The 26,411-nt window shown below is 70.1% G+C and carries 21 protein-coding genes and 1 tRNA gene; 14 read left to right on the top strand and 8 right to left on the bottom strand.

The features are described 5' to 3' along the window. Nucleotides 1-111: 111 nt before the first annotated feature. Complete coding sequence (rpsA, locus tag ACWD4O_RS06005; protein ID WP_351915846.1) at nucleotides 112-1,611, bottom strand: 30S ribosomal protein S1; 1,500 nt, start codon at nucleotides 1,609-1,611, stop codon at nucleotides 112-114. Nucleotides 1,612-1,988: 377 nt separating this feature from the next. On the opposite strand from rpsA, the gene ACWD4O_RS06010 reads away from it, so the two are divergent. Next, complete coding sequence (locus ACWD4O_RS06010; protein ID WP_451278509.1) at nucleotides 1,989-2,813, top strand: class I SAM-dependent methyltransferase; 825 nt, start codon at nucleotides 1,989-1,991, stop codon at nucleotides 2,811-2,813. Between the two features lie 40 nt (nucleotides 2,814-2,853). Continuing rightward, nucleotides 2,854-5,376, top strand: a complete 2,523-nt coding sequence (gene hrpB, locus ACWD4O_RS06015) for an ATP-dependent helicase HrpB (RefSeq protein WP_451278511.1) — start codon at nucleotides 2,854-2,856, stop codon at nucleotides 5,374-5,376. On the opposite strand, the gene ACWD4O_RS06020 is transcribed toward hrpB, so the two are convergent. The 3 genes from ACWD4O_RS06020 to ACWD4O_RS06030 all read right to left on the bottom strand — a co-directional run bounded on the left by ACWD4O_RS06020 (nucleotide 5,366) and on the right by ACWD4O_RS06030 (nucleotide 8,405). Next, nucleotides 5,366-6,358 carry a DUF3068 domain-containing protein gene (locus tag ACWD4O_RS06020; RefSeq protein ID WP_451277863.1) on the bottom strand — a complete coding sequence of 331 codons (993 nt, stop codon included), beginning with the start codon at nucleotides 6,356-6,358 and terminating at the stop codon, nucleotides 5,366-5,368. The two genes, hrpB and ACWD4O_RS06020, sit on opposite strands and share 11 nt — an antisense overlap. Before the next feature lie 50 nt (nucleotides 6,359-6,408). After that, complete coding sequence (locus ACWD4O_RS06025) at nucleotides 6,409-6,543, bottom strand: SPW_0924 family protein (protein ID WP_363173992.1); 135 nt, start codon at nucleotides 6,541-6,543, stop codon at nucleotides 6,409-6,411. A gap of 140 nt (nucleotides 6,544-6,683) precedes the next feature. After that, entirely contained in the window at nucleotides 6,684-8,405 is a 1,722-nt protein-coding gene (locus ACWD4O_RS06030) for a lytic transglycosylase domain-containing protein (RefSeq protein WP_451277865.1), read from the bottom strand. 335 nt (nucleotides 8,406-8,740) lie between these two features. Between ACWD4O_RS06030 and ACWD4O_RS06035 the strand changes: the two genes are divergently transcribed. Next, the gene (locus tag ACWD4O_RS06035; RefSeq protein ID WP_451277867.1) at nucleotides 8,741-9,607 is read left to right on the top strand and encodes a DUF4184 family protein; all 867 of its coding nucleotides are present in this window, start codon (nucleotides 8,741-8,743) and stop codon (nucleotides 9,605-9,607) included. On the opposite strand, the gene ACWD4O_RS06040 is transcribed toward ACWD4O_RS06035, so the two are convergent. Both ACWD4O_RS06040 and polA read right to left on the bottom strand, forming a co-directional pair. After that, nucleotides 9,573-9,971, bottom strand: a complete 399-nt coding sequence (locus tag ACWD4O_RS06040) for a hypothetical protein (RefSeq protein ID WP_451277869.1) — start codon at nucleotides 9,969-9,971, stop codon at nucleotides 9,573-9,575. The genes ACWD4O_RS06035 and ACWD4O_RS06040 overlap by 35 nt on opposite strands. A 243-nt stretch (nucleotides 9,972-10,214) precedes the next feature. Then, complete coding sequence (gene polA, locus ACWD4O_RS06045; RefSeq protein ID WP_451277871.1) at nucleotides 10,215-12,941, bottom strand: DNA polymerase I; 2,727 nt, start codon at nucleotides 12,939-12,941, stop codon at nucleotides 10,215-10,217. A gap of 235 nt (nucleotides 12,942-13,176) precedes the next feature. On the opposite strand from polA, the gene ACWD4O_RS06050 reads away from it, so the two are divergent. The 9 genes from ACWD4O_RS06050 (at nucleotide 13,177) to ACWD4O_RS06090 (ending at nucleotide 23,173) form a co-directional block, all read left to right on the top strand. Next, entirely contained in the window at nucleotides 13,177-15,456 is a 2,280-nt protein-coding gene (locus tag ACWD4O_RS06050; RefSeq protein ID WP_451277873.1) for an FdhF/YdeP family oxidoreductase, read from the top strand. Nucleotides 15,457-15,505: 49 nt separating this feature from the next. Then, nucleotides 15,506-15,994, top strand: a complete 489-nt coding sequence (locus tag ACWD4O_RS06055; protein ID WP_451277875.1) for a PaaI family thioesterase — start codon at nucleotides 15,506-15,508, stop codon at nucleotides 15,992-15,994. Between the two features lie 73 nt (nucleotides 15,995-16,067). After that, nucleotides 16,068-16,496, top strand: a complete 429-nt coding sequence (locus ACWD4O_RS06060) for a hypothetical protein (RefSeq protein WP_451277877.1) — start codon at nucleotides 16,068-16,070, stop codon at nucleotides 16,494-16,496. Then, nucleotides 16,493-17,152: a Tat pathway signal sequence domain protein gene (locus ACWD4O_RS06065; protein WP_451277879.1), complete on the top strand. Its 660-nt coding sequence runs from the start codon at nucleotides 16,493-16,495 to the stop codon at nucleotides 17,150-17,152. Before ACWD4O_RS06060 ends, ACWD4O_RS06065 begins: the two co-directional genes overlap by 4 nt. Before the next feature lie 287 nt (nucleotides 17,153-17,439). Then, nucleotides 17,440-18,666: a branched-chain amino acid ABC transporter substrate-binding protein gene (locus tag ACWD4O_RS06070; protein ID WP_450946619.1), complete on the top strand. Its 1,227-nt coding sequence runs from the start codon at nucleotides 17,440-17,442 to the stop codon at nucleotides 18,664-18,666. 112 nt (nucleotides 18,667-18,778) lie between these two features. Continuing rightward, entirely contained in the window at nucleotides 18,779-19,711 is a 933-nt protein-coding gene (locus ACWD4O_RS06075; RefSeq protein WP_450946620.1) for a branched-chain amino acid ABC transporter permease, read from the top strand. Between the two features lie 5 nt (nucleotides 19,712-19,716). Continuing rightward, nucleotides 19,717-21,540, top strand: a complete 1,824-nt coding sequence (locus ACWD4O_RS06080; RefSeq protein WP_451277882.1) for a branched-chain amino acid ABC transporter permease — start codon at nucleotides 19,717-19,719, stop codon at nucleotides 21,538-21,540. 5 nt (nucleotides 21,541-21,545) lie between these two features. Next, the gene (locus ACWD4O_RS06085) at nucleotides 21,546-22,460 is read left to right on the top strand and encodes an ABC transporter ATP-binding protein (RefSeq protein ID WP_351910912.1); all 915 of its coding nucleotides are present in this window, start codon (nucleotides 21,546-21,548) and stop codon (nucleotides 22,458-22,460) included. Then, nucleotides 22,457-23,173, top strand: coding sequence for an ABC transporter ATP-binding protein (locus ACWD4O_RS06090; RefSeq protein WP_451277884.1), 717 nt, complete (start codon nucleotides 22,457-22,459; stop codon nucleotides 23,171-23,173). The genes ACWD4O_RS06085 and ACWD4O_RS06090 overlap by 4 nt, the downstream gene beginning before the upstream one ends. A gap of 72 nt (nucleotides 23,174-23,245) precedes the next feature. On the opposite strand, the gene ACWD4O_RS06095 is transcribed toward ACWD4O_RS06090, so the two are convergent. Continuing rightward, nucleotides 23,246-23,902, bottom strand: coding sequence for an ANTAR domain-containing response regulator (locus ACWD4O_RS06095; protein ID WP_351910914.1), 657 nt, complete (start codon nucleotides 23,900-23,902; stop codon nucleotides 23,246-23,248). A gap of 102 nt (nucleotides 23,903-24,004) precedes the next feature. Between ACWD4O_RS06095 and ACWD4O_RS06100 the strand changes: the two genes are divergently transcribed. Next, nucleotides 24,005-24,079 (top strand) — tRNA-Leu (locus ACWD4O_RS06100). Between the two features lie 106 nt (nucleotides 24,080-24,185). Continuing rightward, a complete protein-coding gene (locus ACWD4O_RS06105) occupies nucleotides 24,186-24,932 on the top strand; it encodes a hypothetical protein (protein ID WP_451277887.1) in 747 nt (248 codons plus the stop codon). Nucleotides 24,933-24,945: 13 nt separating this feature from the next. On the opposite strand, the gene pyk is transcribed toward ACWD4O_RS06105, so the two are convergent. Beyond that, a complete protein-coding gene (gene pyk / locus ACWD4O_RS06110; RefSeq protein ID WP_351910916.1) occupies nucleotides 24,946-26,382 on the bottom strand; it encodes a pyruvate kinase in 1,437 nt (478 codons plus the stop codon). Nucleotides 26,383-26,411 lie beyond the last annotated feature (29 nt).

The following is a 26,411-nucleotide window of genomic DNA, read 5'->3' on the forward strand; positions in this document are numbered from 1 at the left end:
CAGCGACAGGACCAGCGACGGGGCCGGCCGACGGCAACGCTGAAGGCCCGCACCTCGAAAGGTGCGGGCCTTCAGTCAGCTGCTGGAGATCAGCGGCTTGCGATCATGCGATCAGCTCTGGCCGCCGGCCAGCTTCTCGCGGAGCGCTGCGAGCGCCTCGTCCGAGGCCAGCGCGCCGGAGGTGTCGGCACCCTCGGAGGAGTACGAACCGCCGCCGCCACCGGCAGCAGCCGGAGCAGCAGCCTCGCCGCCCTCGGCCGCAGCGGCCTCGTCGGCCTCGCGGGACTTGATGACCTGAGCCTGGTGCTGCTCGAAGCGCGTCTGCGCCTCGGCGTACTGGTGCTCCCAGGCCTCGCGCTGGGTCTCGTAGCCCTCGAGCCAGTCGTTGGTCTCGGGGTCGAAGCCCTCGGGGTAGATGTAGTTCCCCTGGTCGTCGTACGACGCGGCCATGCCGTACAGGGTCGGGTCGAACTCGACCGAGGCCGGGTCGGCACCGAAGGACTCGTTGGCCTGCTTCAGCGAGAGGCTGATGCGACGGCGCTCGAGGTCGATGTCGATGACCTTGACGAAGATCTCGTCGTTGACCTGGACGACCTGCTCCGGGATCTCCACGTGGCGCTCGGCCAGCTCGGAGATGTGGACCAGACCCTCGATGCCCTCGTCCACGCGGACGAACGCACCGAACGGAACCAGCTTCGTGACCTTGCCGGGCACGACCTGGCCGATCTGGTGGGTGCGGGCGAACTGCTGCCACGGGTCTTCCTGCGTCGCCTTCAGCGACAGGGAGACACGCTCGCGGTCCATGTCGACGTCGAGAACCTCGACGGTGACTTCCTGGCCGACCTCGACAACCTCGGACGGGTGGTCGATGTGCTTCCAGGAGAGCTCGGAGACGTGGACCAGACCGTCGACGCCACCGAGGTCCACGAACGCACCGAAGTTGACGATCGAGGAGACGACGCCGGAGCGGACCTGGCCCTTCTGCAGGGTCGTGAGGAAGGTCTGGCGGACCTCGCTCTGGGTCTGCTCCAGCCAGGCACGGCGGGACAGGACCACGTTGTTGCGGTTCTTGTCCAGCTCGATGATCTTCGCCTCGAGCTCCTTGCCCACGTAGGGCTGGAGGTCGCGGACGCGGCGCATCTCGACGAGGGAAGCCGGCAGGAAGCCACGGAGGCCGATGTCGAGGATGAGTCCACCCTTGACGACCTCGATGACGGTACCGGTGACGATGCCGTCCTCTTCCTTGATCTTCTCGATGGTGCCCCAGGCGCGCTCGTACTGGGCGCGCTTCTTCGAGAGGATCAGGCGGCCTTCCTTGTCCTCCTTCTGGAGAACAAGGGCTTCGATCTCGTCGCCGACCTTGACGACCTCGTTCGGGTCGACGTCGTGCTTGATCGAGAGCTCGCGGCTCGGGATGACACCTTCGGTCTTGTAACCGATGTCGAGGAGAACCTCGTCCCGGTCAACCTTGACGATGACGCCGTCGACGATGTCACCATCGTTGAAGTACTTGATCGTCTCGTCGATAGCGGCGAGGAATGCTTCCTCGTTACCGATGTCGTTGACCGCAACCTGCGGGGTGGTGGCGGTGGTCTCGGTGCTGCTCGTCATGTGGGAAAGGGCTCCGGTACGGACATTGAAGTCGTAGGTACTGCTACGCCGGGAGCCCGTGTCGCTCTGAAGAAGCCGGACAGCCAAGGAAGCGCCACACCAGTGAACTGGTGGTGACGCCTCGACAACCGAGGGGACATGCAACAGATGCGAGCGCAGCCTGCTAGGTCTGAGGTGCGCAGGCCCGCAGCGCAACTTGTAGCATACGGGGGCAGCCGGACAGGGTCAATGCACGAAGGCGCACACCCGGGGCGGATCGCCGCAAACCCGGCACAAAACCTTTCTCCTGAGGCCACGCAGGCCGCAGGAAGCCCCTTCGGTGACACCTGAGCGGCACCGTCGGGCGGGTTGCACGGAAGAGTACGACGAGGGAGCCGATCATCCAAGAGCCCAGATCGTCCGAGCCGGCCTTCGAGCCGGAAGCCACCCGACGTGATGCCGACGTCGCAGAGAGTTCCCGGGCCAACCGGGGCTGGTGGGACCGCAACGCGGACGAATACCAGATCGAGCACGGCACTTTCCTCGGCGACGACCGCTTCGTGTGGGGTCCCGAGGGCCTGGACGAGGTGGAGGCCGAGCTGCTCGGCCCGCCGGAGGAACTGAAGGGGAAGTCGGTCCTGGAGATCGGCGCCGGCGCGGCCCAGTGCGCGCGCTGGCTGGCCGCGCAGGGCGCCCGGCCGGTCGCCCTGGACCTCTCCCACCGCCAGCTCCAGCACGCGCTGCGCATCGGCGGGGCGTTCCCCCTGGTGTGCGCCGACGCGGGCGCGCTGCCCTTCGCGGACGCGTCCTTCGACCTGGCCTGCTCGGCGTACGGGGCGCTGCCCTTCGTCGCCGATCCGGTGCTGGTCCTGAAGGAGGTGCGGCGGGTGCTGCGGCCGGGCGGCCGTTTCGTGTTCTCCGCGACCCATCCGATCCGCTGGGCGTTCCCGGACGAGCCGGGGCCCGAGGGCCTGTCGGTGTCCTCTTCCTACTTCGACCGCACTCCTTATGTCGAGCAGGACGACCAGGGCCGCGCGGTGTACGTGGAGCATCACCGCACGCTCGGCGACCGGGTCCGCGACATCGTGGCGGGCGGCTTCCGGCTGGTGGACCTGGTCGAGCCGGAGTGGCCGGCCTGGAACTCGTCGGAGTGGGGCGGCTGGTCCCCGCTGCGCGGCAACCTGATCCCGGGGACGGCCGTCTTCGTCTGCGAGCGCGACTAGCACCGGGCGGCTCCGGGAGCCGTACGACACTGGGGGCGTGATTCTCCGTGACGACGCCCTGGACGCCCTGCCCGTGCGCGCTGTGCTGCCCGCCCTGACCGAGGCTCTGGAGGGGCACGGGACGGCCGTCCTCGCCGCGCCGCCCGGCACCGGCAAGACGACGTTGGTGCCGCTGGCGCTGGCCGGGCTGCTGGGCGAGGGGTCCGCGCGGCGGGTGGTGGTGGCCGAGCCGCGGCGGATCGCGGCGCGGGCGGCCGCCCGGCGGATGGCGTGGCTGCTGGGCGAGCGGCCCGGGGAGAGCGTCGGTTTCACCGTGCGCGGGGAGCGGGTCGTCGGACGGCACACGCGTGTGGAGGTCGTCACGACCGGTGTGCTGTTGCAGCGGCTGCAGCGCGATCAGGAGCTGACGGGCGTCGACGTGGTGATGCTGGACGAGTGCCACGAGCGGCATCTGGACGCGGACACGTCGGCCGCGTTCCTGTGGGACGTGCGCGAGACGCTGCGGCCGGAGCTGTGGCTGGTGGCCGCTTCGGCGACGACCGACACGGCCGGGTGGGCGCGGCTGCTGGGCGGGGCGCCGGTGGTGGAGGCCCGGGCGGCCGCTTTCGACGTCGAGGTGGTGCATGCGCCGCCGGCGCGTCCGGTGCGGCCGCCGCACGGGATGCGGGTGGATCCCGCGCTGTTGACGCATGTGGCGTCGGTGGTGCGGCGGGCGCTGGCCGAGCGGTCGGGGGACGTGCTGTGCTTCCTGCCGGGCGTCGGGGAGATCGCGCGGGTCGCGGGTCAGCTCGGTGTGCCGGCCGGGGTGGACGTGCTTCAGGTGCACGGGCGGGCGCCGGCGGCCGTGCAGGATGCGGTGCTGGCGCCCGGTGCGCGGCGCCGGGTGGTGCTGGCCACTTCGGTGGCGGAGTCCTCGCTGACGGTTCCCGGGGTGCGGGTGGTCGTCGACTCGGGGCTGGCACGGGAGCCGCGGGTGGACCACGCGCGCGGGCTGAGCGCGCTCACGACGGTTCGGGCGTCGCAGGCGGCGGGACGGCAGCGGGCGGGGCGGGCCGGGCGGGAGGCGCCGGGTGCGGTGTACCGGTGCTGGGCGGAGGCCGAGGGGGCCCGCCTGCCGCCGTTCCCGTCCCCTGAGATCAAAGTGGCCGATCTGACGGCGTTCGCCCTCCAGGCGGCCTGCTGGGGCGATCCGGAGGCGTCCGGGCTGGCGTTGCTGGATCCGCCGCCGGGCGGGGCGATGGCGGCGGCGCGGTCGGTGCTGACGGCGATCGGCGCGGTGGACTCCGTCGGCAGGGCCACGCCCCGGGGGTTGCAGCTGGCCGGGCTCGGACTGCACCCCCGGCTGGGGCGGGCGTTGTTGGACGGGGCCGCTGTCGTCGGGGTGGAGCGGGCGGCGGAGGTCATCGCGCTGCTGAGCGAGGAGGCTCCTCGGGAGTACGGGGACGATCTCGCGGCTGCCCTGCGAAGTGCGCGGCGTGGGGGTGACGCCTACTCCGGGCGGTGGCGTGCGGAGGTCCGGCGACTACGGGCCGTCGTCGGCACGGACGGTTCCCGCCCGCCTGTCCGTGGCTCCCTTCCGGGGGAAGGGAGCGTCGAGGGCTCGACGGGCCTCGTCGCCGCCCTCGCTTTTCCCGAACGTCTCGCCAAGGCCGACGGCGGTTCGTACCTCATGGTCTCCGGTACCCGGGCCGAGGTCCGCGAGGGCACCGATCTGCGCGGCGCCTCCTGGCTCGCCGTCGCCGTCGCCGACCGGCCTGTCGGCAAGGGGCACGCGCGCGTGCAGCTCGCGGCGGTCGTGGACGAGGGGGCGGCCCGGCTCGCGGCCGGTGTCCTGCTCGACGAGCGGGACGAGGTCCGCTGGGCCGACGGGGACGTCGTGGCGCGGCGGGTGGAGCGGCTCGGGGCGGTGGAGCTGACGGTGCGTCCGCTGCGGAACGCCGACGCGGCGCTCGTGCGCGGTGCGCTGCTCGACGGGCTGGAGAAGGAGGGGCTGCGGCTGCTGCGGTGGTCGCCCGAGGCGGGCGTGCTGCGGCAGCGGCTCGCGTTTCTGCGGCGCCGTCTCGGGGAGCCGTGGCCCGATGTCTCGGACGCGTCGCTGCACGCGCGTGTGGAGGAATGGCTGGAACCCGAGCTGAGCCGGGCCCGGCGGCGCAGCGATCTGGGGCGGATCGATGCCGAAAAGGCGCTCGGCAGGCTGCTGCCGTGGGCCTCCGGCGAGGCGGCCCGGCTGGACGAGCTGGCGCCCGAGCGGATCGCCGTTCCCAGCGGCTCCAGAATCCGGATCGACTATGCCGACCCCGATCGGCCGGTGCTGGCGGTGAAGCTGCAGGAGATGTTCGGGCTGGCCGAGACTCCCCGGGTCGCGGGTGTGCCGGTGACGGTGCATCTCCTGTCCCCCGCCGGGCGGCCCGCGGCGGTCACCGCCGATCTGGCCTCGTTCTGGAAGGACGGTTACAAGGGGGTGCGGGCGGAGTTGCGCGGCCGGTATCCGAAGCATCCCTGGCCCGAGGATCCGGCCGGCGCCGAGCCGACGCGGTTCACCAATGCGCGGCTCAGGCGGTGACGGGCTGCGGTGCGGCGGGTCGGGCGGGCGTCGGCTGCCGTGGGCGGCGGGCGCGCGCCTCCAGGTAGAGGGAGAGGAACAGGAGCAGGACGCCCAGTGTCAGGAAGCCCCAGGGCAGGTAGGACGTCAGCAGCAGGACCAGGTTGCGGTTGGACTTGACCACGGACACGGTGTGTTCGATGTAGTCCTCACGCATCTTGACGTGGCCGGCGAACGCGGTGACCTTCTCGCGGCCTGCGAGCAGGGTGCCGCCGCGCAGTTCCTCCTGGTGGATCTCCTCGCCGTTGACGGGCGCTCCGGTGACGGGTTCGACCCAGAACTTGCGGACCGTGGTGTACCAGCGGGTGGTGCCGGTCTTGGCGATGTCCTCGGGGGTGATGCCCGCGACGGGCAAGGTCTTGGGCATCGAGACCTTGGTCCAGGGGACGGTCTGCTCGAAGTAGTAGACCTCCAGGCCGCGGAAGGTCTGGGTGCCCTTGTAGTGGATGGGGGCCGTGGTGCGGGTCTGGGCGTCGAAGTACTGGTAGTCCCGCTTCTCCGTCAGGAACGGCCACTTGAACTCGATGCCTTCGCGGCGGACCGGGTCGCCGTCGACGGACTCGCCGGTGGCGTGCACGGGTTCCTGTGTGTGGGCGTCGAAGATGTAGCGCTCGGGGACCCTGGAGACCATCTTGCCGTCGGGTCCCTGGATGTAGGACAGGCCGTCCCAGACGACGACGTCCCGGCCTGCCGTCTTCTCTATCTTCTCGGAGGCCTCCACGTTGCCCTTGAGGGTCTGCACGATGGTGACCTTGGGGACCGTGCGGGCGACCAGGCCGTCGTAGTCGAGGAGGGTGGCGTTCTTGGCCTCGAGGACCATCGTCTGGTACTCGTTCGCCGGGATCTTGGCCAGGCGCGGGAAGGCGTACCAGCGCAGCAGTGGGGACAGCGCCGCGAAGAACACGGCGAGGGCGAGCAGGATCAGGGCGGCCTTGCGGCGCATCTCGGCCTCCTTCGCGAGCGGACCGGGCGGGCGGTGGGCGGTCGGCCGTCCTACGGGTGGGCGGGGACCGTCGTGAGCATGGGTTTCGGGGAGGTCTTGGCGGTCGGCGTGCCCAGTGCGGTGAGGGTGAGGACCAGGGCGAACGCGACGGCGAGGCCGGTCGCGGCGGCGATCAGGGCACGCATGCGGGCCTCCCGACGGAACTGACAGGTCGTCAGGTCCGGCACGGTAGCAACGCGCGCGTGAGATGAGAACAGGTCGTGCACGACGACGGCGGCGCCCCTCTCCGAAGAGGGGCGCCGCCGTCGTCGTGATACGGGAGCGGTTACGAAGCCGGGGCCGTCGACTCCGACTCGGTGGGCGTGGCGCTCGGCGTGTCGCTCGGCGTGGAGGTCGGGGCGGCCGTGACGGTCAGTTCGACCGTGAGGGTCGCTCCGCCGGTGGTGGTGATGCGCAGCACGTACGTGCCGGCGGTGTCGCCCGCGTACAGCTGGGGCAGCTGCAGCAGGCCGTTCGCGTCCGTCTGCAGGTTCAGCGTGCGCACGGCGTTGCCGGTGGCGGCGTCCTTGAAGTAGGGGCCGCTGTCGCCGGTCGACTCGAGCAGGGTGGCGGTGGCCGCGACCTTGCCCGCCGCGGCGCCCTGGTACGTGGCCTTCACCCCGACCTGGTCGGCGAACTCGCCGCCGGCGGTGCAGGTCAGCGCGGTGCCGCCGGTGGCGACGAGGGCGTCGGCGGCGCGGGCGGTGACCGTGGCCTTGTAGTCGACGGCGGAGAGCGTGCGGCCGACGAGCGTGGCGCGGACGATGAAGTCACCGGTGTTCTCGCCCGCCTTGAGCGCGGGTGCGAGGGCGACGCCCTTGCTGTCGGTGACGATCGTGGCGACGCTCTCGCCGCCGGCGAAGACGGCGTCCGTGTCGCCGACGATGGTGAAGCGGATCCTGACCTTGGCGACGGTCTTGCCGGCCGTCGTCTCCGCGCGGGCGGCGATCTGCTCGGCGAACGTGTCGCCCGCCATGGCGGTGAGGCTCGCCGCGCCCGCGGCCTCCAGATGGTCGACCGTGTCGGTCGGCGTGGGCGTCGGGGTCGGGGTGCCGGGGGGCGTGGAGGGCTTGCTGGGCACGCTCGGAGTCGCCGGCGTGGTCGGGGTGCCGGGCGTCGACGGGGTGGACGGCGAGGTGGGCGTGGAGCCGGTGTCGTCGTCGCTGCGGTTGCCCGGCACGGTGCCGGTGCCGTCGGGGATCGCGTGCGTGCCCTTGCGGTAGTACTCCAGCCACGACAGGACGGTGTTGAGGTAGTCCGTCGAGTTGTTGTAGCTGAGGATCGCGCTGCGCATCCCGGACGTGGTGGCCATGTCCCAGTCGTAGCGGCACAGGTAGTGGCCGGCGGCGAGCGCGGCGTCGTAGATGTTGTTGGGGTCCTTCTTGCCGTCGCCGTTGCCGTCACGGCCCGCCCACGCCCAGGTGGAGGGGATGAACTGCATGGGGCCCACGGCGCGGTCGTAGGCGCTGTCGCCGTCGTACGCGCCGTTGTCGGTGTCGCTGATGTTGGCGAAGCCGTTGCCGTTGAGGACCGGGCCGAGGATCGGCGTGATCGTGGTGCCGTCGGCGGTCACGTTGCCGCCGCCCGCCTGGCCCGACTCGACCTTGCCGATGGCGGCGAGGAGTTGCCAGGGCAGGTTGCAGCCCGCCTTGGACTGCGCGAGCGCCGCCTCGGCCTTCTTGTAGGCGTCCAGGACGGTGGCGGGGATGCCCGCCTCGCTGCTGCCGACGGCGGTGGCCGGGGTGGTGGTGGCGGAGCTCTCGCTCGGCGCCGGGGCGGGGGTGTTCAGCGGCGGCAGGTCCGTGTAGTACGGCGAGTTGCCGGTGGCGCTGCCGCTCGTGCCGGGGTCCACGGAATCCGCGGACGGGACATCGGCGGCCGTCCGCCTGCCCTGGCTGTCGGCCGTGACGTCCGGTGCCTGGGACGCGGCCAGAGCCGCTACCACCAATGCAGCCACGGTCGTGTTGACCGCCCCTTTGCGCAGTCTCGTGCCGAAATGCGCCGACATGAAGTGAACCCTCCCGTGGGACGCCGAACGCCCGTCTACGTCTGCACCCTGTTGTTGCCGTTGCCACGCTGGTGCGGCTGCTGCTCTTGTGACGATCAACCCACCCCGGAGGTTGCACCGTGGGCGGTTTGCACTGTTCTGTTGTGGTGTTCGACGTGCCCCACAGACACGGCGACCCAGGCGACCCTACGACAACTTCTTTTGCACCGGCACCCGTTCGAGCGCCGTTTTCACCGACTGGTCACGCGCCGTTGGCCGGGAACCGACGCCCGCATACTGGACGTCTTCGATCACCGGGCCGCCCGGCCCGCCAACGTCCGCCTCCGGGAGCCCCGTTGCCGTTCACCCTGAGTCACGCCGCGGCCGTGCTGCCCGCGCTCCGCGTCGACGGCACCGGCCGCGGACGGCTGGTGCCTTCCGCGCTCCTGGCGGGCTCCTTCGCCCCCGACATGACCTACTACGCGGCGAGCTTCCTGTCCGGGGCGATGGAGTTCGGGGACGTCACCCACTCCTTCCCCGGCGTGTTCACGGTCGACGTGCTGGTCGCCTGGGCGCTGGTGGGGCTCTGGCTGCTGGTGCGCGAACCGCTGACCGCCCTGCTGCCACGGGGCCGGCAGGGCCGGACGGCGGCCCTGACCCGCTGCGGAACGCCACGCGCGCGTGTACGGCCGTCCACAGTCCTGTGGTGGTACGTCTCGGCGGTTCTCGGCGCCCTGACCCATGTGGTGTGGGACGCCTTCACGCACCTCGACCGCTGGGGCATGCGGCTGTTCCCGGTCCTCGGCGAGCAGATCGCCGGCTCACCGCTGTACTGGTACCTGCAGTACGGGGGTTCGGCCGTGGCCGCCGTCGTGATCGCCGTGTTCGTGACGTACGCGCTGCGCCGGACGCCCGCCGCCGAGCCGGTGGGCGTCCCGCTGCTGTCGGTGCGGGACCGCTGGTGGGCCGGCGCCCTGATCGGCGGCTGCGCGCTGGTCGCGGCGGTGCGGCGGGCGACGCGGTGGTGGGACTACTGGGGCTCGCGCGGGGCGAAGCCGTGGGAGTTCATCCCGACGCTGTGCTTCGGGGCGGGCGCCGGGCTGGTGCTGGGGGTGCTGCTGTACGCCGTCGGCGTGCGGCTGTGGCGCCCCGCCGCCCGGGACGGCTCGACGGGGCAGCCGGAGCGGGTCAGCGCGCAGCGGAGCCGCCCGGGCGTTCGGTGAGGGGCGTCACGGTCGCGACGAAGACGGGGATACGGCGGACCCTGCGAGCCGTACGGGGTCTGCGGAGCCGGCCCAGGACGCCGACGGCGAGCGTCAGGAAGCCGCGCGCCGCCTCCGCCCACCGACGCCAACTGTCGCCCCGGGGCAGCAGCCGGGTGAGGGCGGCCGGGCAGCGGAGCCGCGCGGCGACCGCGCGCCAGACCGTGCCGGGGGTCTTCGGGACGCGGGGCGCGGCGGCGCCGGGCGCGAGGGCGGGGCGCGGTCGCCGCCGACGTGCCGCGCCGGGGTCGACCTGTGTGTCCGCGGTGGCCGTGGCGTGCACGCGTGCGTGGGCCTTCCGGCGGTGAAGCATGCGTATACCCATGGCGGCATCCTGGCTGGCCGCGGTGGGGAGAGGCTTGTTCTCGGGGGCCACGCGGGTGAGGGCCCTTCGGGGGATGACCAGGGGTGACGACGCGTCCCGCGGGGCGCAGGCTCCTTGCCGCGGGACGCGAAGGGGGCCCTGTCGCCGCCGACAGGGCCCCGAAGGGGCGCGGGGAACTGCGCGACCAGCCACGACGGCGCCGCAGCGGAACGGCGGCACAGCGCCGCACCCCCAGCGGAGCGCCTAGTGGGCCGCCGACTCCCAGTCGGGGCCCGCGCCCACCGACACGTCCAGCGGGGCCCTGAGGTGGACGGCTGCGGGCATCTCGCGACGCAGCAGTTCCTCGGTCGCCGCGCGCTCGCCGGGGGCGATCTCCAGGACGACTTCGTCGTGGACCTGGAGGAGCATGCGGGACTTGAGGTCCGCCGCGCGCAGGGCCGCGTCGACCTTGAGCATGGCGATCTTGACGATGTCCGCCGCCGTGCCCTGGATCGGCGCGTTCAGGGCCATCCGCTCGGCCGCCTCGCGGCGCTGACGGTTGTCGCTGTTGAGGTCGGGCAGGTAGCGGCGGCGGCCGAACAGCGTCGCCGTGTAGCCGGTCGCGCGGGCCTCGTCGACCGCCCGGCGCAGATAGTCGCGTACACCGCCGAAGCGTTCGAAGTAGGCGTCCATCAGGGCGCGGGCCTCGCCCGCGTCGATGTTGAGCTGCTGGGACAGGCCGAACGCGGACAGGCCGTAGGCCAGACCGTAGGACATCGCCTTGATCTTGCGGCGCATCTCCGCGTCCACCGCGGCGGGCTCGACGCCGAACACCTGGGAGGCGGCCGTGGTGTGCAGGTCCTCGCCGGAGGTGAACGCCTCGATGAGGCCCTCGTCCTCCGACAGGTGGGCCATCACCCGCAGTTCGATCTGGCTGTAGTCGGCCGTCATCAGCGACTCGAAGCCCTCGCCGACGACGAAGCCGCGGCGGATCGCCCGGCCCTCGTCCGTGCGGACGGGGATGTTCTGCAGGTTCGGGTCCGTCGACGACAGCCGGCCGGTCGCGGCGACCGTCTGGTTGAACGTGGTGTGGATACGGCCGTCGGAGGCGATCGTCTTGATCAGGCCCTCGACGGTGACACGCAGCTTCGCCTGCTCCCGGTGGCGCAGCATGATCACCGGCAGCTCGTTGTCCGTCTGCCCGGCGAGCCAGGCCAGGGCGTCGGCGTCGGTGGTGTAGCCGGTCTTGGTCTTCTTGGTCTTGGGCAGGCCCAGTTCGCCGAAGAGGACCTCCTGGAGCTGCTTGGGCGAACCCAGGTTGAACTCGTGCCCGGCCGCCGCGTGCGCCTCCTTCACGGCCTGCTGGACGGCGCCCGCGAACATCTGCTCCATGGCCTCCAGATGGGCGCGGTCGGCCGCGATGCCGTGCCGCTCCAGACGGGCCAGGAGGGCGGAGGTGGGCAGCTCCATGTCACGCAGCAGGTCGGTCGCGCCGACCTCCTCCAGACGGCCGCGGAAGGCCTCGCCGAGGTCGACGATCGTGCGGGCCTGCACCATCAGGGCCTCGGCCTCGGCGCCGTCGTCCGCGCCGAAGGCGAGCTGGCCGTCGGCCGCGGCGGCGGGCGCCAGCTCGCGGCCCAGGTACTCCAGGGACAACGCGTCCAGGTCGAAGGAGCGGCGGCCCGGCTTGACCAGGTAGGCGGCGAGCGCGGTGTCCATGAAGACGCCGGCGACGGACCAGCCGTGCTCGGCGAAGACGCGCATGGCGCCCTTGGCGTTGTGCAGGACCTTGGGGCGGTCCTCGGCGGCGAGCCAGGCCGCCCACGCGGTCTCGTCGCTCTCGTCCAGCTCCGTCGGGTCGAACCAGGCGGCCGCTCCCGCGGCGGCGGCGAGCGCGACCTCGGCGACCGAGCCGGCGCCCAGCGCCCAGGTGTCGACGGTGGCGACGCCGAGGGTCTCGGCGCCGTGCTCCGCGAGCCAGCCGGCCAGCTCGCCCGTGCCCAGCACCGTGCCGTCCACCTCCACCCCGCCGGTGGCCACCGGGGTCGTCTCGGCCTCCTCGCCGCCCGGGTCGACGGCGAGCAGCCGCTCGCGCAGGGAGGGGTTCCTGATCTCCAGGGTGTCCAGGACCATCGCGACGGCCGTGCGGTCGTAAGGGGCGCGCTCCAGGTCGGTGACCGCCTTGGGCAGCTCGACGTCCTTGACCATCTCGGTGAGACGGCGGTTGAGCTTGACGGCGTCCAGGTGGTCGCGCAGGTTCTGCCCGGCCTTGCCCTTGACCTCCTCGACGCGCTCGACCAGTTCCGCGAACGAACCGAACTGGTTGATCCACTTCGCGGCCGTCTTCTCGCCGACGCCGGGGATGCCCGGGAGGTTGTCGGACGGGTCGCCGCGCAGCGCCGCGAAGTCGGGGTACTGGGCGGGCGTCAACCCGTACTTCTCGACGACCTTCTCCGGGGTGAACCGGGTCAGCTCGGAGACGCCCTTCGTCGGATACAGCACCGTGGTGTGCTCCGACACCAGCTGGAAGGAGTCCCGGTCGCCCGTGACGATCAGCACCTCGAAGCCCTCGGCCTCGGCCTGGGTGGCGAGCGTGGCGATGACGTCGTCGGCCTCGAAGCCGTCCACCGCGAACCGCGAGACGTGCATCGCGTCGAGCAGCTCGCCGATCAGCTCGACCTGCCCCTTGAACTCGTCCGGCGTCTTGGAACGGTTCGCCTTGTACTCGGTGAACTCCTCGGAGCGCCAGGTCTTGCGGGAGACGTCGAAGGCGACCGCGAAGTGCGTGGGCGACTCGTCGCGCAACGTGTTGGCCAGCATCGAGGCGAAACCGTAGATCGCGTTCGTCGGCTGGCCCGTCGCGGTGGTGAAGTTCTCCGCGGGCAGCGCGAAGAACGCGCGGTACGCCAGCGAGTGCCCGTCCATGAGCATCAGGCGCGGGCGGCTTGCGCCGGAGGGGGTGTCGGTCTTCTTCGCTGCTGTCTCTGCCACGCCCCCGATCCTGCCACGCCCCACTGACACTCGGCCCCGGCCACCGCGACCCACCCCGCTCTCCGCCCCGCTCTCCGCCCCGCCTCCCCGCACGCGCGGGACCGGCCCGCGCAAGCAATGTGCACGACGGTGAGCAAACCCACAGGAGATCGTTGTCGGCACCACGTGCGAGGATCGGACAGGTACCGCATTCACCGCGGGACGGCACTCACGGCAGGTCGAAGGAGAGCGTGCGATGGCTACGAAGCCGCCCAAAGCCGATCCGGTCCAGGACGCACCGCAGATCGCCGAGCCCAAGCACGCGGCGGCCGGCCTGCCGGCCGTCGGGCACTCCCTGCGGATCGCCCAGCAGCAGATGGGCGTGAAGCGCACCGCGCTGACGCTGCTGCGCGTGAACCAGAAGAACGGCTTCGACTGCCCCGGCTGCGCCTGGCCCGAGCCCGACCACCGGCACGCCGCGGAGTTCTGCGAGAACGGCGCGAAGGCCGTCGCCGAGGAGGCGACGCTGCGCCGGGTCACCCCCGAGTTCTTCGCCGCGCACCCCGTCGCCGACCTCGCCGGCCGCAGCGGCTACTGGCTGGGCCAGCAGGGCCGGCTCACCCACCCCATGTACCTCCCCGAGGGCGCGGAGCGCTACGAGCCGGTCACCTGGGAGCGCGCCTTCGACATCATCGCCGAGGAGAGCGCCGCCCTCGCCTCCCCCGACGAGGCCGTCTTCTACACCTCGGGCCGCACCAGCAACGAGGCCGCGTTCCTCTACCAGCTCTTCGCCCGCGAGCTCGGCACGAACAACCTGCCGGACTGCTCCAACATGTGCCACGAGTCCTCCGGCTCGGCCCTGTCGGAGACCATCGGCATCGGCAAGGGCAGCGTCCTGCTCGAGGACCTCTACCAGGCCGACCTGATCATCGTCGCCGGACAGAACCCGGGCACCAACCACCCGCGCATGCTCTCCGCGCTGGAGAAGGCCAAGGCGGGCGGCGCGAAGATCATCAGCGTCAACCCGCTGCCCGAGGCCGGCCTGGAGAAGTTCAAGAACCCGCAGACCCCGCAGGGCATGTTCAAGGGCGCCTCCCTCACCGACCTCTTCCTACAGATCCGCATCGGCGGCGACCAGGCCCTCTTCCGCCTCCTCAACAAGCTCGTCCTCGAGACCGAGGGCGCGCTCGACGAGGCGTTCATCGGCGAACACACCCACGGCTTCGAGGAGTTCGCCGAGACGGCCCGCGCCGCCGACTGGGAGGAGACGCTCACCGCGACCGGCCTCACGCGCGCGGAGATCGAGGAAACCCTGCGCATGGTGCTCGCCTCCGAGCGCACCATCGTCTGCTGGGCCATGGGCCTCACCCAGCACAAGCACTCCGTGCCGACCATCCGAGAGGTCGTCAACTTCCTTCTCCTGCGCGGCAACATCGGCCGCCCGGGCGCCGGCGTCTGCCCGGTGCGCGGCCACTCGAACGTGCAGGGCGACCGCACCATGGGCATCTTCGAACGGCCCGCCCCGGCCTTCCTGGACGCCCTGGAGAAGGAGTTCGGCTTCGCGCCCCCGCGCGAGCACGGCTTCGACGTCGTGCGCGCCATCCGCGCACTGCGCGACGGCGAGGCGAAACTCTTCTTCGCCATGGGCGGCAACTTCGTGGCCGCCTCCCCCGACACCGACGTCACCGAAGCGGCCATGCGCCGCGCCCGGCTGACCGTGCACGTGTCGACGAAGCTCAACCGCAGCCATGTCGTCACGGGCGCGCGTGCCCTGATCCTGCCCACCCTCGGACGCACCGAGCGCGACCTCCAGGGCGGCGGCGAGCAGTTCGTGACCGTCGAGGACTCCATGGGCATGGTGCACGCCTCCCGCGGCCGGCTCGCGCCCGCGAGCGCCCACCTGCTGTCCGAGCCGGCCATCGTCTGCCGCCTCGCGCGGCGCGTGCTCGGCGAGGACAGCAAGGTGCCGTGGGAGGAGTTCGAGAAGGACTACGCGACCATCCGGGACCGCATCGCGCGGGTGATCCCCGGCTTCGAGGACTTCAACGCGCGCGTGGCCGAACCGGGCGGCTTCACCCTCCCGCACGGCCCTCGCGACGAGCGCCGTTTCCCCACCGCCACCGGCAAGGCCAACTTCACCGCCGCCCCGGTCGAGTACCCGGAGCTGCCCGAGGGCCGCCTGCTGCTGCAGACGCTGCGCTCGCACGACCAGTACAACACCACGATCTACGGCCTGGACGACCGCTACCGCGGCATCAAGAACGGCCGCCGGGTCGTCCTGGTCAACGCCGAGGACGCACGCGCGTTCGGGCTCGCGGAGGGCTCCTACGTGGACCTGGTGAGCGAGTGGAGGGACGGCGTGGAGCGGCGCGCGCCCGGCTTCCGCGTCGTGCTCTACCCGACCACCCGGGGCTGCGCGGCCGCCTACTACCCGGAGACGAACGTGCTGGTCCCGCTGGACGCCACCGCGGACACCAGCAACACCCCGGCCAGCAAGTCCGTCGTTGTCCGTCTGGAACAATCGTCCACCGACTGAGCGTTTGCTCAGTGACGCTGGACTGGATCGACGAACGGAGCCGGGCCCCATGGGCGAGCAGCAGCACGTGAAGTTCCCGCAGGAAGTCATCGACGAGTACGCCGCGCTCGGCGTCGACATCCTCGCCCTGTTCTCCGCCGGACACCTCGGCAACCGCATGGGCGTGCAGATCGTCGAGGCCGCCGCGGACCGCGTCGTCGGCCGTATGCCGGTCGAGGGCAACACCCAGCCCTACGGACTGCTGCACGGCGGCGCCTCCGCCGTCCTCGCCGAGACCCTCGGCTCGGTCGGCGCCATGCTGCACGGCGGCAGCTCCAAGATCGCCGTCGGCGTCGACCTGAACTGCACCCACCACCGCGGGGTCCGCTCCGGCCTCGTCACCGGCGTGGCCACCCCCGTGCACCAGGGGCGCTCCACGGCGACGTACGAGATCGTCATCAGCGACGAGAAGGGGCGGCGCGTGTGCACCGCGCGGCTGACCTGTCTGCTGCGGGACGTACGGGCCGGCGACGGGGCGAACATCCCCGCGGCCGGCTGACGCCCCGGCGCCCCGACAGGCCACCCGCGCGCGGCCGTTGCTTCACGGCGGCACGGCGGCCTAGCGTCGGAGCATGACCACGGGACGGGCCCCAAGGGCGGGAGCGGCTGCACGGCTGCTCGGACCGGCACTGCTGGCGGGGGCGTTGGCGACCGCGACCGGCTGCGGCGGCGCGTCCGGCGACGGCAACACCGCCCGCACGCCCTCCTCGCCCCGGTCCCCGTCCCCGTCCTCTTCCAGCGCCTCGCCCGAGGAGTTGTGCACGCGCATCGTCGCCCACTGGTCACGCGAGGTCCTGGACGGCACCACGTACGGGGACTACCAGTCGATGGGGCTGTCCAACGGGCAGTTCGACATCCTGCGGACCGTCGTGGACGCCGCAAGGGCCGCCGAGAAGACCCAAGGAGCCGACGCCGCGGACGAGTTGATCGACCGCGAGGCACGCGAGGGCTGCGTCGACCGGTACCGCTCCGGCGGCCCCGACGAAGGCCCCTGGCAGTGAGCGGCGTCGGCCCCGTGGAGCCCGGCGAGGGCACCCGCGCGTGGGACACCCCGCAGCCGCCCGACCCGCACCACGACCCCGACTCCCCCGCCGCGCAGCCCCCAACTCCCTTCAGCCGCGCCCTCGCTCGCCTCAGCCGCTTCCACAGTGCCCACCGCCGGGCCGTGCCCGCCGCCCTCGCCGCCACGCTGCTCCTCGCCGGCGGCGGCTACCTGTACGCGACCCGGCCGCACGACGCCGAACCGGCCGCCCCCGCACCGCCGTTCCCGTCCCAGACCGTGGACGTCAGCTACCTCGGCGAGACCGCCGTACCGCCCGGCACCCGGCCGCGCACCTTCGCCTTCGAAGTGCTGCTCTCCGTGGACTCGGGCCCGCCGGTCACCCTGACCCGGCTGGCCCAGCCGTACGCCGGGCTCACCCTGACCTCCGCCCCGGCGGCGCCGTTCACGACCGAGCAGGGCGCAGCACGCAAGATCGTCGTCACCATGCATGTGACGGAATGCGGGAAAGCGCCGAGGAACGTCGGACTGCCTTTTCTGGACGTAACTCTACGTAATGCGCGCGCAATACAGGACCACAGTTTCATCCTGGGCCCGCGCTATGCGCACGACCTCTCCGAAGCCCTACAGGTCGCCTGCGGCAACGAATCCGCGTAATCACCAAAATGCCTGAGACACCTGAACCCGCCCGGGTTCATCCTGCACTTTCTCAACATGCGGACAGGGCGAATCGGCCTGAATTCAGCCGTTCCACCCACCACGTACCGCTCTGCATTACCTCGTGTCATAACAAGAGAGTCACAGCATGGGTCAGACCCTCCTCCCCGTAACCCCCACCCGCTTAGAGTCACGCCCAGTCACCGCGCGGCTGGAATACCCCTTCGGCCAGACGCTCGACTCGGCCTCTTCCAGGGGGGAGGGCCGCCCATGGAAAGGACTGGAACGTGCGTCAACGTTCGCTCATCGCCATCACCGCCGCGCTGTCCGCCGGAGCTCTCACCCTGACCGCCTGCGGTTCGCGCGACAGTGACGACAAGGGCACCGACAGCGGTGGCACCACCGTCACCATCGGCGTCGACGCCCCGCTCACCGGCGACCTGTCCGCGCTGGGCCTCGGCATCAAGAACTCCGTCGACCTCGCCGTCAAGACGGCCAACAAGCAGAAGTACGTCGACGGGGTCACCTTCAAGATCGTCGCCAAGGACGACCAGGCGCAGCCCTCCGCGGGCCAGCAGAACGCCACCGCCCTCGTCGCCGACAAGAGCGTCCTCGGCGTCGTCGGCCCGCTGAACTCCTCCGTCGCCGAGTCGATGCAGAAGGTCTTCGACGACGCCAAGCTGGTCGAGATCTCCCCGGCCAACACCAACCCGGCGCTCACCCAGGGCACCGACTGGGCGACCACCAAGAAGCGCCCCTACACCTCGTACTTCCGCACCGCGACCACGGACGCCATCCAGGGCCCGTTCGCCGCGCAGTACGTCTTCAACGACGCGAAGAAGAAGAAGGTCTTCGTCATCGACGACAAGAAGACCTACGGCGCCGGCCTCGCCGCCACCTTCACCGCGGAGTTCAAGAAGCTCGGCGGCACCATCGCCGGCACCCAGCACATCAACCCGGACAGCAAGGACTTCTCCGCGGTCGCCACCCAGGTCAAGAACTCCGGCGCCGACGTCGTCTACTACGGCGGCGAGTACCCGCAGGCCGGCCCGCTCAGCAAGCAGATCAAGGCCGCCGGCGCCAAGATCCCCGTGGTCGGCGGTGACGGCATCTACAGCGCCGACTTCATCAAGCTCGCCGGCGCCACCGCCACCGGCGACCTCGCCACCTCCGTCGGCGCGCCCGTCGAGGAACTGGCCTCCGCCAAGGAGTTCGTGGCCAACTACAAGACCGAGGGCTACAAGGAGGCCTACGAGGCCTACGGCGGCTACTCCTACGACTCCGCCTGGGCGATCATCGAGGCCGTCAAGAAGGTCGTCGACGACAACAGCGGCAAGCTCCCCGACGACGCCCGCGCCAAGGTCACCGCAGCCGTCCAGAACGTCTCCTTCGACGGCGTGACCGGCAAGGTCTCCTTCGACGAATACGGCGACGCCACCAACAAGCAGCTCACCGTCTACGCCGTCGAGAACGGTGCCTGGAAGGCCGTCAAGTCCGGCACCTACACCGGCTGACCCACCACCCGCACCACAGCTGAGCCGCGCGGGGCGCTGTTCCACAAGCGCCCCGCGCGGACTCACATCCGGCCCCCCGTCGAAACATCCGAACCGTCTCGGAGGACATGCGGTGAACGAACTGCCGCAGCAGCTGGTCAACGGCCTGCTACTGGGATCCATGTACGGGCTTGTCGCCATCGGCTACACAATGGTCTATGGCATCGTCCAGCTCATCAACTTCGCCCACGGCGAGATCTTCATGACCGGAGCGTTCGGCGCTCTCACGGTCTATGCCTACATACTCCCCGACGGCACATCCATGGCCATCGCCCTGCCACTGATGCTCGTCGGAGCAGTGATGGTCTCCGTGACCGTCGCCGTGGGAGCGGAACGGTTCGCCTACCGTCCCCTCCGCAACGCACCCCGCCTCGCCCCGCTCATCACCGCCATCGGCCTCTCCCTCGCCCTCCAGCAAGCCGTCTGGGCCTGGTACCCCGAAGCCAAGTCCGCCCGCGTCTTCCCCCAGATCGACGGCGGCCCCTTCGAGATCGGCAACGTCACCATCCAGACCGGCGACATCTTCCTGCTCGTCGCCGCCCCCATCAGCATGGCCATCCTCGGCTACTTCGTCATGAAGACCCGCACCGGCCGCGGCATGCAGGCCACCGCCCAGGACCCCGACACCGCCAAGCTCATGGGCGTCAACACCGACCGCATCATCGTGGTCGCCTTCGCCCTCGGCGCCACCTTCGCCGCCATCGGAGGCGTCGCCTACGGCCTCAAGTACGGCCAGATCTCCTTCACCATGGGCTTCCTCCTCGGCCTCAAGGCCTTCACCGCAGCCGTCCTCGGCGGCATCGGCAACATCTACGGAGCCATGATCGGCGGCCTCGTCCTCGGCATCGCCGAAACCCTCGCCACCGCCTACATCGCCGACATCCCCGGCATGAGCCAATTCGGCAGCAACGCCTGGGCCGACGTCTGGGCCTTCGTACTCCTCATCCTCGTGCTCCTCCTGCGGCCCCAGGGCCTGCTCGGCGAGCGCGTCGCGGACAGGGCGTGACACCGATGACGACACAGACCACCACCGCCGAAGCGCTCGGCAAGACCGCTTCCGCCCCGGCCGGCCTCCTCGGCATCCCGGCACCCATCGCCCGCGCCCTCGCCACCGGCGGCGGCATCCTCACCATCATCTCCACCTTCCTCGCCTGGACCTGGACCAGCGCCTTCCCCGGCGACCTCACCGTCTACGGCTACCCCGGCGGCCTCCAGGTCCTCGCCCTCATCGGCGGCGCCCTCACCACCCTCTTCGCCCTCGCCTCCTACGGCATCAAGGGCCTCGGCTGGCTCATCCCCGCCGGCGCCGACGGCGCCATCAAGTTCGCCGCCCTCGCCACCTTCGCCACCAGCTGGTACACGGTCATCGCGATCAGCGCCGACCTCGGCGGCGTCGTCAACCTCGAAATCGGCGGCTACCTCGTCGCCATAGGCAGCCTCGCCGCCTTCCTCGGCGCCCTCGCCCTGCCCTTCGAGCACCCCGAAGCCGACCCGATCGACCCCGACGACACCCCCTGGGAACACCGCAGGCACCAGGCCGCCCACCAGTGGGACACCGTCAAGGCCGCCTTCGCCTCCGGCACCCCCAAGCCCGTCGGCAAGCTCCCCTCCTACGCCGAGATCCTGATCATCGTCGCCGTACTCGCCCTCGGCCTCACCGTCTTCACCTACGGCATCGGCACCGAGTACGACGAACTCTTCGTCGGCTTCCTCATCACCGCCGGATTCGGCTTCGCCGCCCTCAGCAAGTCCGGCCTCGTCGCCCAGGCAAGCCAGATCACCGCCCGGCACCAGAACATCACCACCTGCGGAGCCTTCGTCGCCGCAGCACTCTTCCCCTTCACCCAGACCGACGACCAGTACGCGACCGTAGGCGTCTACATCCTCATCTTCGCCACCGTCGCCCTCGGCCTCAACATCGTCGTCGGCCTCGCCGGACTCCTCGACCTCGGCTACGTCGCCTTCCTCGGCGTCGGCGCCTACGCCGCCTCACTCGTCTCCGGCTCCCCCAGCTCCCCCTTCGGCGTGCACTTCCCGTTCTGGGCCGCCGCCCTCGTCGGCACCGCCGCCTCACTCGTCTTCGGCGTCCTCATCGGCGCCCCGACCCTGCGACTGCGCGGCGACTACCTCGCCATCGTCACCCTCGGCTTCGGAGAGATCTTCCGCATCACCGCCAACAACCTCGACGGCACCTCCGGCCCCGACATCACCAACGGCTCCAACGGCATCTCCTCCATCCCGAACCTCAACATCCTCGGGTTCGACTTCGGAGCCGTCCACGACATCGCCGGATTCAGCATCGGCCGCTTCGCCAACTACTTCTTCCTGATGCTGATCATCACCGCCATCGTCGTGACCGTCTTCCGACGCAGCGGCGACTCCCGCATCGGCCGCGCCTGGGTCGCCATCCGCGAAGACGAGACCGCCGCCCTCGCCATGGGCATCAACGGCTTCCGCGTCAAACTCATCGCCTTCGCCGTCGGCGCCTCCCTCGCCGGACTCGCCGGCACCGTACAAGCCCACGTCACCTACACCGTGACCCCCGAGCAGTACGTCTTCGCCGGCCCCATCCCGCCCAACTCCGCCTTCCTGCTCGCCGCAGTCGTCCTCGGCGGCATGGGCACCATCGGCGGCCCCCTCATCGGCGCCTCCCTGCTCTTCCTCATCCCCAACAAGCTCCAGTTCCTCGGCGACTACCAGCTCTTCGCCTTCGGCCTCGCACTCATCCTGCTGATGCGCTTCCGCCCGGAAGGCATGATCCCCAACCGGCGCCGCCAGCTCGAGTTCCACGAAGACGCGGAAGCGCCCACCGTCCTCACGAAGGCAGGGGCCTGACCACCATGACCACCGACACCACCACCAAGGACGCCCCTGTCGCCCCGGTCGGCGAAACGGTCCTCGACGCCCGCGGCGTCACCATGCGATTCGGCGGCCTCACCGCCGTCCGCAACGTCGACCTCACCGTCAACAGCGGCGAGATCGTCGGCCTCATCGGCCCCAACGGCGCCGGCAAGACCACCTTCTTCAACTGCCTCACCGGCCTCTACATCCCCACCGAGGGAGAGGTCCGCTTCAAAGGCAACGTCCTGCCGCCCAAATCCTTCAAGGTCACCGCAGCCGGCATCGCCCGCACCTTCCAGAACATCCGCCTCTTCGCCAACATGACGGTCCTGGAAAACGTCCTCGTCGGCCGCCACACCCGCACCAAAGAAGGCTTCTGGTCGGCCATCCTCCGCCTCCCCGGCTTCCACAAAGCCGAAGCCGCCTCCCGCGAACGCGCCATGGAACTCCTCGCGTTCGTCGGACTGGAGAAAAAAGCCGACCACCTCGCCCGCAACCTCCCCTACGGCGAACAGCGCAAGCTCGAGATCGCCCGCGCACTGGCGAGCGAGCCCGGCCTGCTCCTGCTCGACGAGCCGACGGCCGGCATGAACCCCCAGGAAACCCGCGCCACCGAAGAACTCGTCTTCGCCATCCGCGACCAAGGCATCGCCGTCCTCGTCATCGAGCACGACATGCGCTTCATCTTCAACCTCTGCGACCGCGTCGCCGTCCTCGTCCAAGGCGAAAAACTCGTCGAAGGCGACAGCGCCACCGTCCAGGGCGACGAACGCGTCGTCGCCGCATACCTCGGCGAACCCTTCGAAAACGCCCCCGGCGAAGAAGAAATAGCCGAAGTCGAGGCCGCCGAAGCACACGCCGAAAGCGCCGCCACCCCGACGGACGCCGCGCCCGGCAAGGAGAACGACCGATGACCGCACTGCTCGAAGTCGAAGACCTCCGAGTCGCCTACGGCAAGATCGAAGCCGTCAAGGGCATCTCGTTCAAGGTCGAGGCCGGCGAAGTCGTCACCCTCATCGGCACCAACGGCGCCGGCAAGACCACCACCCTGCGCACCCTCTCCGGACTCCTCAAGCCCGTCGGCGGCCAGATCAAATTCAACGGCAAATCGCTGAAGAAGATCCCCGCCCACAACATCGTCTCGCTGGGACTCGCCCACTCCCCCGAGGGCCGGCACATCTTCCCCCGCATGACGATCGAGGACAACCTCCGCCTCGGCGCCTTCCTCCGCAGCGACAAGGCAGGCATCGAGAAGGACATCCAGCGCGCCTACGACCTCTTCCCCATCCTGGGAGAGCGCCGCAAGCAGGCCGCCGGCACCCTCTCCGGCGGCGAACAGCAAATGCTCGCCATGGGCCGCGCCCTCATGTCCCAGCCCAAACTGCTCATGCTGGACGAGCCCTCCATGGGCCTCTCCCCCATCATGATGCAGAAGATCATGGCGACCATCGCCGAGCTCAAGTCCCAGGGCATGACCATCCTGCTCATCGAGCAGAACGCCCAGGCCGCCCTGTCGCTCGCCGACCACGGCCACGTCATGGAGGTCGGCAACATCGTCCTCTCCGGCACCGGCCAGGACCTCCTCCACGACGAGTCCGTCCGCAAGGCCTACCTCGGCGAGGACTGAGCCCTCCCCTCCCATACGACGAGGCCCGCACCCCTTCTCCGGGCGCGGGCCTCGTCGTGTGTCCGTCCGGGCTCAGCCCTTGGACGACTTCTTCTCGTCGGCGTCCTGAATGACCGCCTCCGCGACCTGCTGCATCGACATGCGGCGGTCCATGGAGGTCTTCTGGATCCACCGGAAGGCCGCAGGCTCAGTCAGCCCGTACTCCGTCTGAAGGATCGACTTCGCCCGGTCCACCAGCTTGCGGGTCTCCAGCCGCAGCGTCAGGTCCGCGACCTCGTTCTCCAACTCCCGCAGCTCCGTGAACCGCGAGACGGCCATCTCGATCGCCGGGACGACGTCACTCTTGCTGAACGGCTTCACCAGGTACGCCATCGCACCGGCGTCACGCGCCCGCTCGACGAGGTCGCGCTGCGAGAACGCGGTCAGCATGAGGACGGGCGCGATGCGCTCCTCGGCGATCTTCTCGGCGGCCGAGATGCCGTCGAGCTTCGGCATCTTCACATCGAGGATGACGAGGTCGGGCTTGTGCTCACGGGCGAGCTCGACGGCCTGCTCACCGTCACCGGCCTCGCCGACGACGCTGTAGCCCTCTTCCTCCAGCATCTCTTTGAGGTCGAGGCGGATCAGGGCCTCGTCCTCGGCGATGACGACACGGGTCGTCAGCGGAGGCACGTGCGACTTGTCGTCGTCGGGCGCGTCTACGGGCTGGGGCGACTCGGGGGCGGTCACGTGGGCTCCTCGTTCAGGGCACAGGGGTACTGCTGACAAGAGCCTACCTAGCTGCGGTAAGGTGGGTGCGCGGAGGGTCAAGGGAAACCTTTGATTCATCGAGCCCCGGTAGCCCAATTGGCAGCAGGCAATGGATTCAAAACCCATACAGTGTCGGTTCGAGTCCGACCCGGGGCACTTTTCCTTCGATTCCAAGGTTGGCATTAGAAAGCGGATGTTCCCGTTCTCGTGAACATCCGCTTTTTGCTGCGTGTCGGCGCGATCACGCTCACAGAGTGGGCACATGTACGACGTCAGCACACGCAAGCGAGCAATCGCGCTGGTTTCACAGGGCCGCAGCCTGAACTCCGTGAGCCGCGAGACAGGCATCTCACGCGCCGCAATTCGCTCCTGGCAGGACCGACTTGAACCGCTGCCCCGAATGGCGGCCCCGCTTCCTGACCCTCCGAGCGACCGAGTCGCGTACTCGTACCTGCTCGGCCTCTATCTGGGTGACGGATGCATCAGCGCCCACCCGCGCGGCACCGGCCACTACCTCCGCATCGCGTGTGCGGATGCCTGGCCGGGGCTCATCGACGCCTGTGAAGCCGCCCTCCGCGCCATCAGCCCCACACACACCGTGCACCGTGTCCAGGCAGTGGGCTGCGTATCAGTAGTGGGCTACTACGCGCATTGGCCCCACCTGTTCCCACAGCACGGCCCCGGCAAGAAGCACGACCGGCGGATCGCCCTGGAACCCTGGCAGCAGGCCATCGTCCACGAACATCCCTGGGAGTTCATCCGGGGTCTCATCCACTCCGACGGCTGTCGCATCACCAACTGGACCGAGAGGACGGTCGGCGGTGTAACCAAGCGCTACGAATACCCGCGCTACTTCTTCAGCAACCTGTCGGGCGACATCATCGGTCTCTTCACCGACACGCTGGACCACGTGGGCGTCGAATGGAAAATGGCGAACCCCAGGAACGTCTCGATCGCCAAGAGAGCCGCCGTAGCTCTCATGGACACCCACGTAGGCCCCAAGCACTGACCCCGACAGTCCCCTACTTGGGGCTGTCGTCCTCTCCGATGTGGTGGACGCGGACCAGGTTCGTCGAGCCCGTCACGCCGGGAGGCGAACCGGCCGTGATCACGACCACGTCGCCCTTCTGGCAGCGCCCGTACCGCAACAGCAGTTCGTCCACCTGGTCGACCATCGCGTCCGTCGAGTCCACCTGCGGGCCGAGGAACGTCTCCACGCCCCACGTCAGGTTCAGCTGGGAGCGCGTCGCCGGTTCGGGCGTGAAGGCGAGGAGGGGGATCGGGGAGCGGTAGCGGGAGAGGCGGCGGACCGTGTCGCCGCTCTGGGTGAAGGCGACCAGGAACTTCGCGCCGAGGAAGTCGCCGATCTCCGCCGCCGCCCGGGCGACCGCGCCGGCCTGGGTGCGCGGCTTGTTGCTGTCGGTCAGGGGCGGGAGGCCCTTCGCGAGGATGTCCTCTTCCGCCGCCTCGACGATTTTCGCCATCGTGCGGACCGTCTGGATCGCGTATTTGCCGACGCTGGTCTCGCCGGAGAGCATCACCGCGTCGGTGCCGTCGATGACCGCGTTGGCCACGTCGGAGGCTTCCGCGCGGGTGGGGCGGGAGTTCTCGATCATGGAGTCGAGCATCTGGGTGGCGACGATGACGGGCTTGGCGTTGCGCTTCGCCAGTTTGATGGCCCTCTTCTGGACGATCGGGACCTGTTCCAGCGGCATCTCGACGCCGAGGTCTCCGCGGGCGACCATGATGCCGTCGAAGGCGGCGACGATGTCGTCGATGTTCTCGACGGCCTGGGGTTTCTCAACCTTGGCGATGACGGGGAGTCGGCGGCCTTCTTCGTCCATGATGCGGTGGACGTCGAGGATGTCGCGGCCGCTGCGGACGAAGGAGAGGGCGATGACGTCGAAGCCGGTGCGGAGCGCCCAGCGGAGGTCGTCCTCGTCCTTTTTGGAGAGGGCGGGGACGGAGACGGCGACGCCGGGGAGGTTGAGGCCTTTGTGGTCGGAGACCAGGCCTCCCTCGATCACTCGGGTGTGTACGTGTGGGCCGTCGACGGTCGTGACTTCGAGGCAGACCTTGCCGTCGTCGACGAGGATGCGTTCGCCCGGGGTGACGTCGTCGGCGAGGCCGGCGTAGGTGGTGCCGCAGCGGTCTCGGTCGCCTTGGGTGCCTTCTTGGACGCTGATGGTGAAGGTGTCGCCGCGTTCAAGGAGTACGGGGCCTTCGGTGAAGTGGCCGAGGCGGATCTTCGGGCCTTGAAGGTCGGCGAGGAGGCCGACGCTGTGGCCGGTTTCGTCGGAGGCCTTGCGGACGCGGTGGTAGCGCTCCTCGTGTTCGGCGTGGCTGCCGTGGCTGAGGTTGAAGCGGGCGACGTCCATTCCGGCGTCGACCAGGGCTTTGATCTGGTCGTATGTGTCGGTGGCGGGGCCCAGGGTGCAGACGATTTTCGCTCGGCGCATGTTTCGAGCTTATTGCTTACCGATGGGTA

The sequence above is a fragment of the Streptomyces sp. NPDC002623 genome, assembly GCF_053592635.1.

Bases quoted from the DNA above. Each gene is read 5' to 3' on its own strand.
- rpsA (WP_351915846.1), bottom strand. From the start codon at position 1,611: ATGACGAGCAGCACCGAGACCACCGCCACCACCCCGCAGGTTGCGGTC.
- ACWD4O_RS06020 (WP_451277863.1), bottom strand. From the start codon at position 6,358: ATGCGCCGCAAGGCCGCCCTGATCCTGCTCGCCCTCGCCGTGTTCTTC.
- ACWD4O_RS06025 (WP_363173992.1), bottom strand. From the start codon at position 6,543: ATGCGTGCCCTGATCGCCGCCGCGACCGGCCTCGCCGTCGCGTTCGCC.
- ACWD4O_RS06030 (WP_451277865.1), bottom strand. From the start codon at position 8,405: ATGTCGGCGCATTTCGGCACGAGACTGCGCAAAGGGGCGGTCAACACG.
- ACWD4O_RS06040 (WP_451277869.1), bottom strand. From the start codon at position 9,971: ATGGGTATACGCATGCTTCACCGCCGGAAGGCCCACGCACGCGTGCAC.
- ACWD4O_RS06050 (WP_451277873.1), top strand. From the start codon at position 13,177: ATGGCTACGAAGCCGCCCAAAGCCGATCCGGTCCAGGACGCACCGCAG.
- ACWD4O_RS06055 (WP_451277875.1), top strand. From the start codon at position 15,506: ATGGGCGAGCAGCAGCACGTGAAGTTCCCGCAGGAAGTCATCGACGAG.
- ACWD4O_RS06060 (WP_451277877.1), top strand. From the start codon at position 16,068: ATGACCACGGGACGGGCCCCAAGGGCGGGAGCGGCTGCACGGCTGCTC.
- ACWD4O_RS06080 (WP_451277882.1), top strand. From the start codon at position 19,717: ATGACGACACAGACCACCACCGCCGAAGCGCTCGGCAAGACCGCTTCC.
- ACWD4O_RS06085 (WP_351910912.1), top strand. From the start codon at position 21,546: ATGACCACCGACACCACCACCAAGGACGCCCCTGTCGCCCCGGTCGGC.
- ACWD4O_RS06090 (WP_451277884.1), top strand. From the start codon at position 22,457: ATGACCGCACTGCTCGAAGTCGAAGACCTCCGAGTCGCCTACGGCAAG.
- ACWD4O_RS06105 (WP_451277887.1), top strand. From the start codon at position 24,186: ATGTACGACGTCAGCACACGCAAGCGAGCAATCGCGCTGGTTTCACAG.
- pyk (WP_351910916.1), bottom strand. From the start codon at position 26,382: ATGCGCCGAGCGAAAATCGTCTGCACCCTGGGCCCCGCCACCGACACA.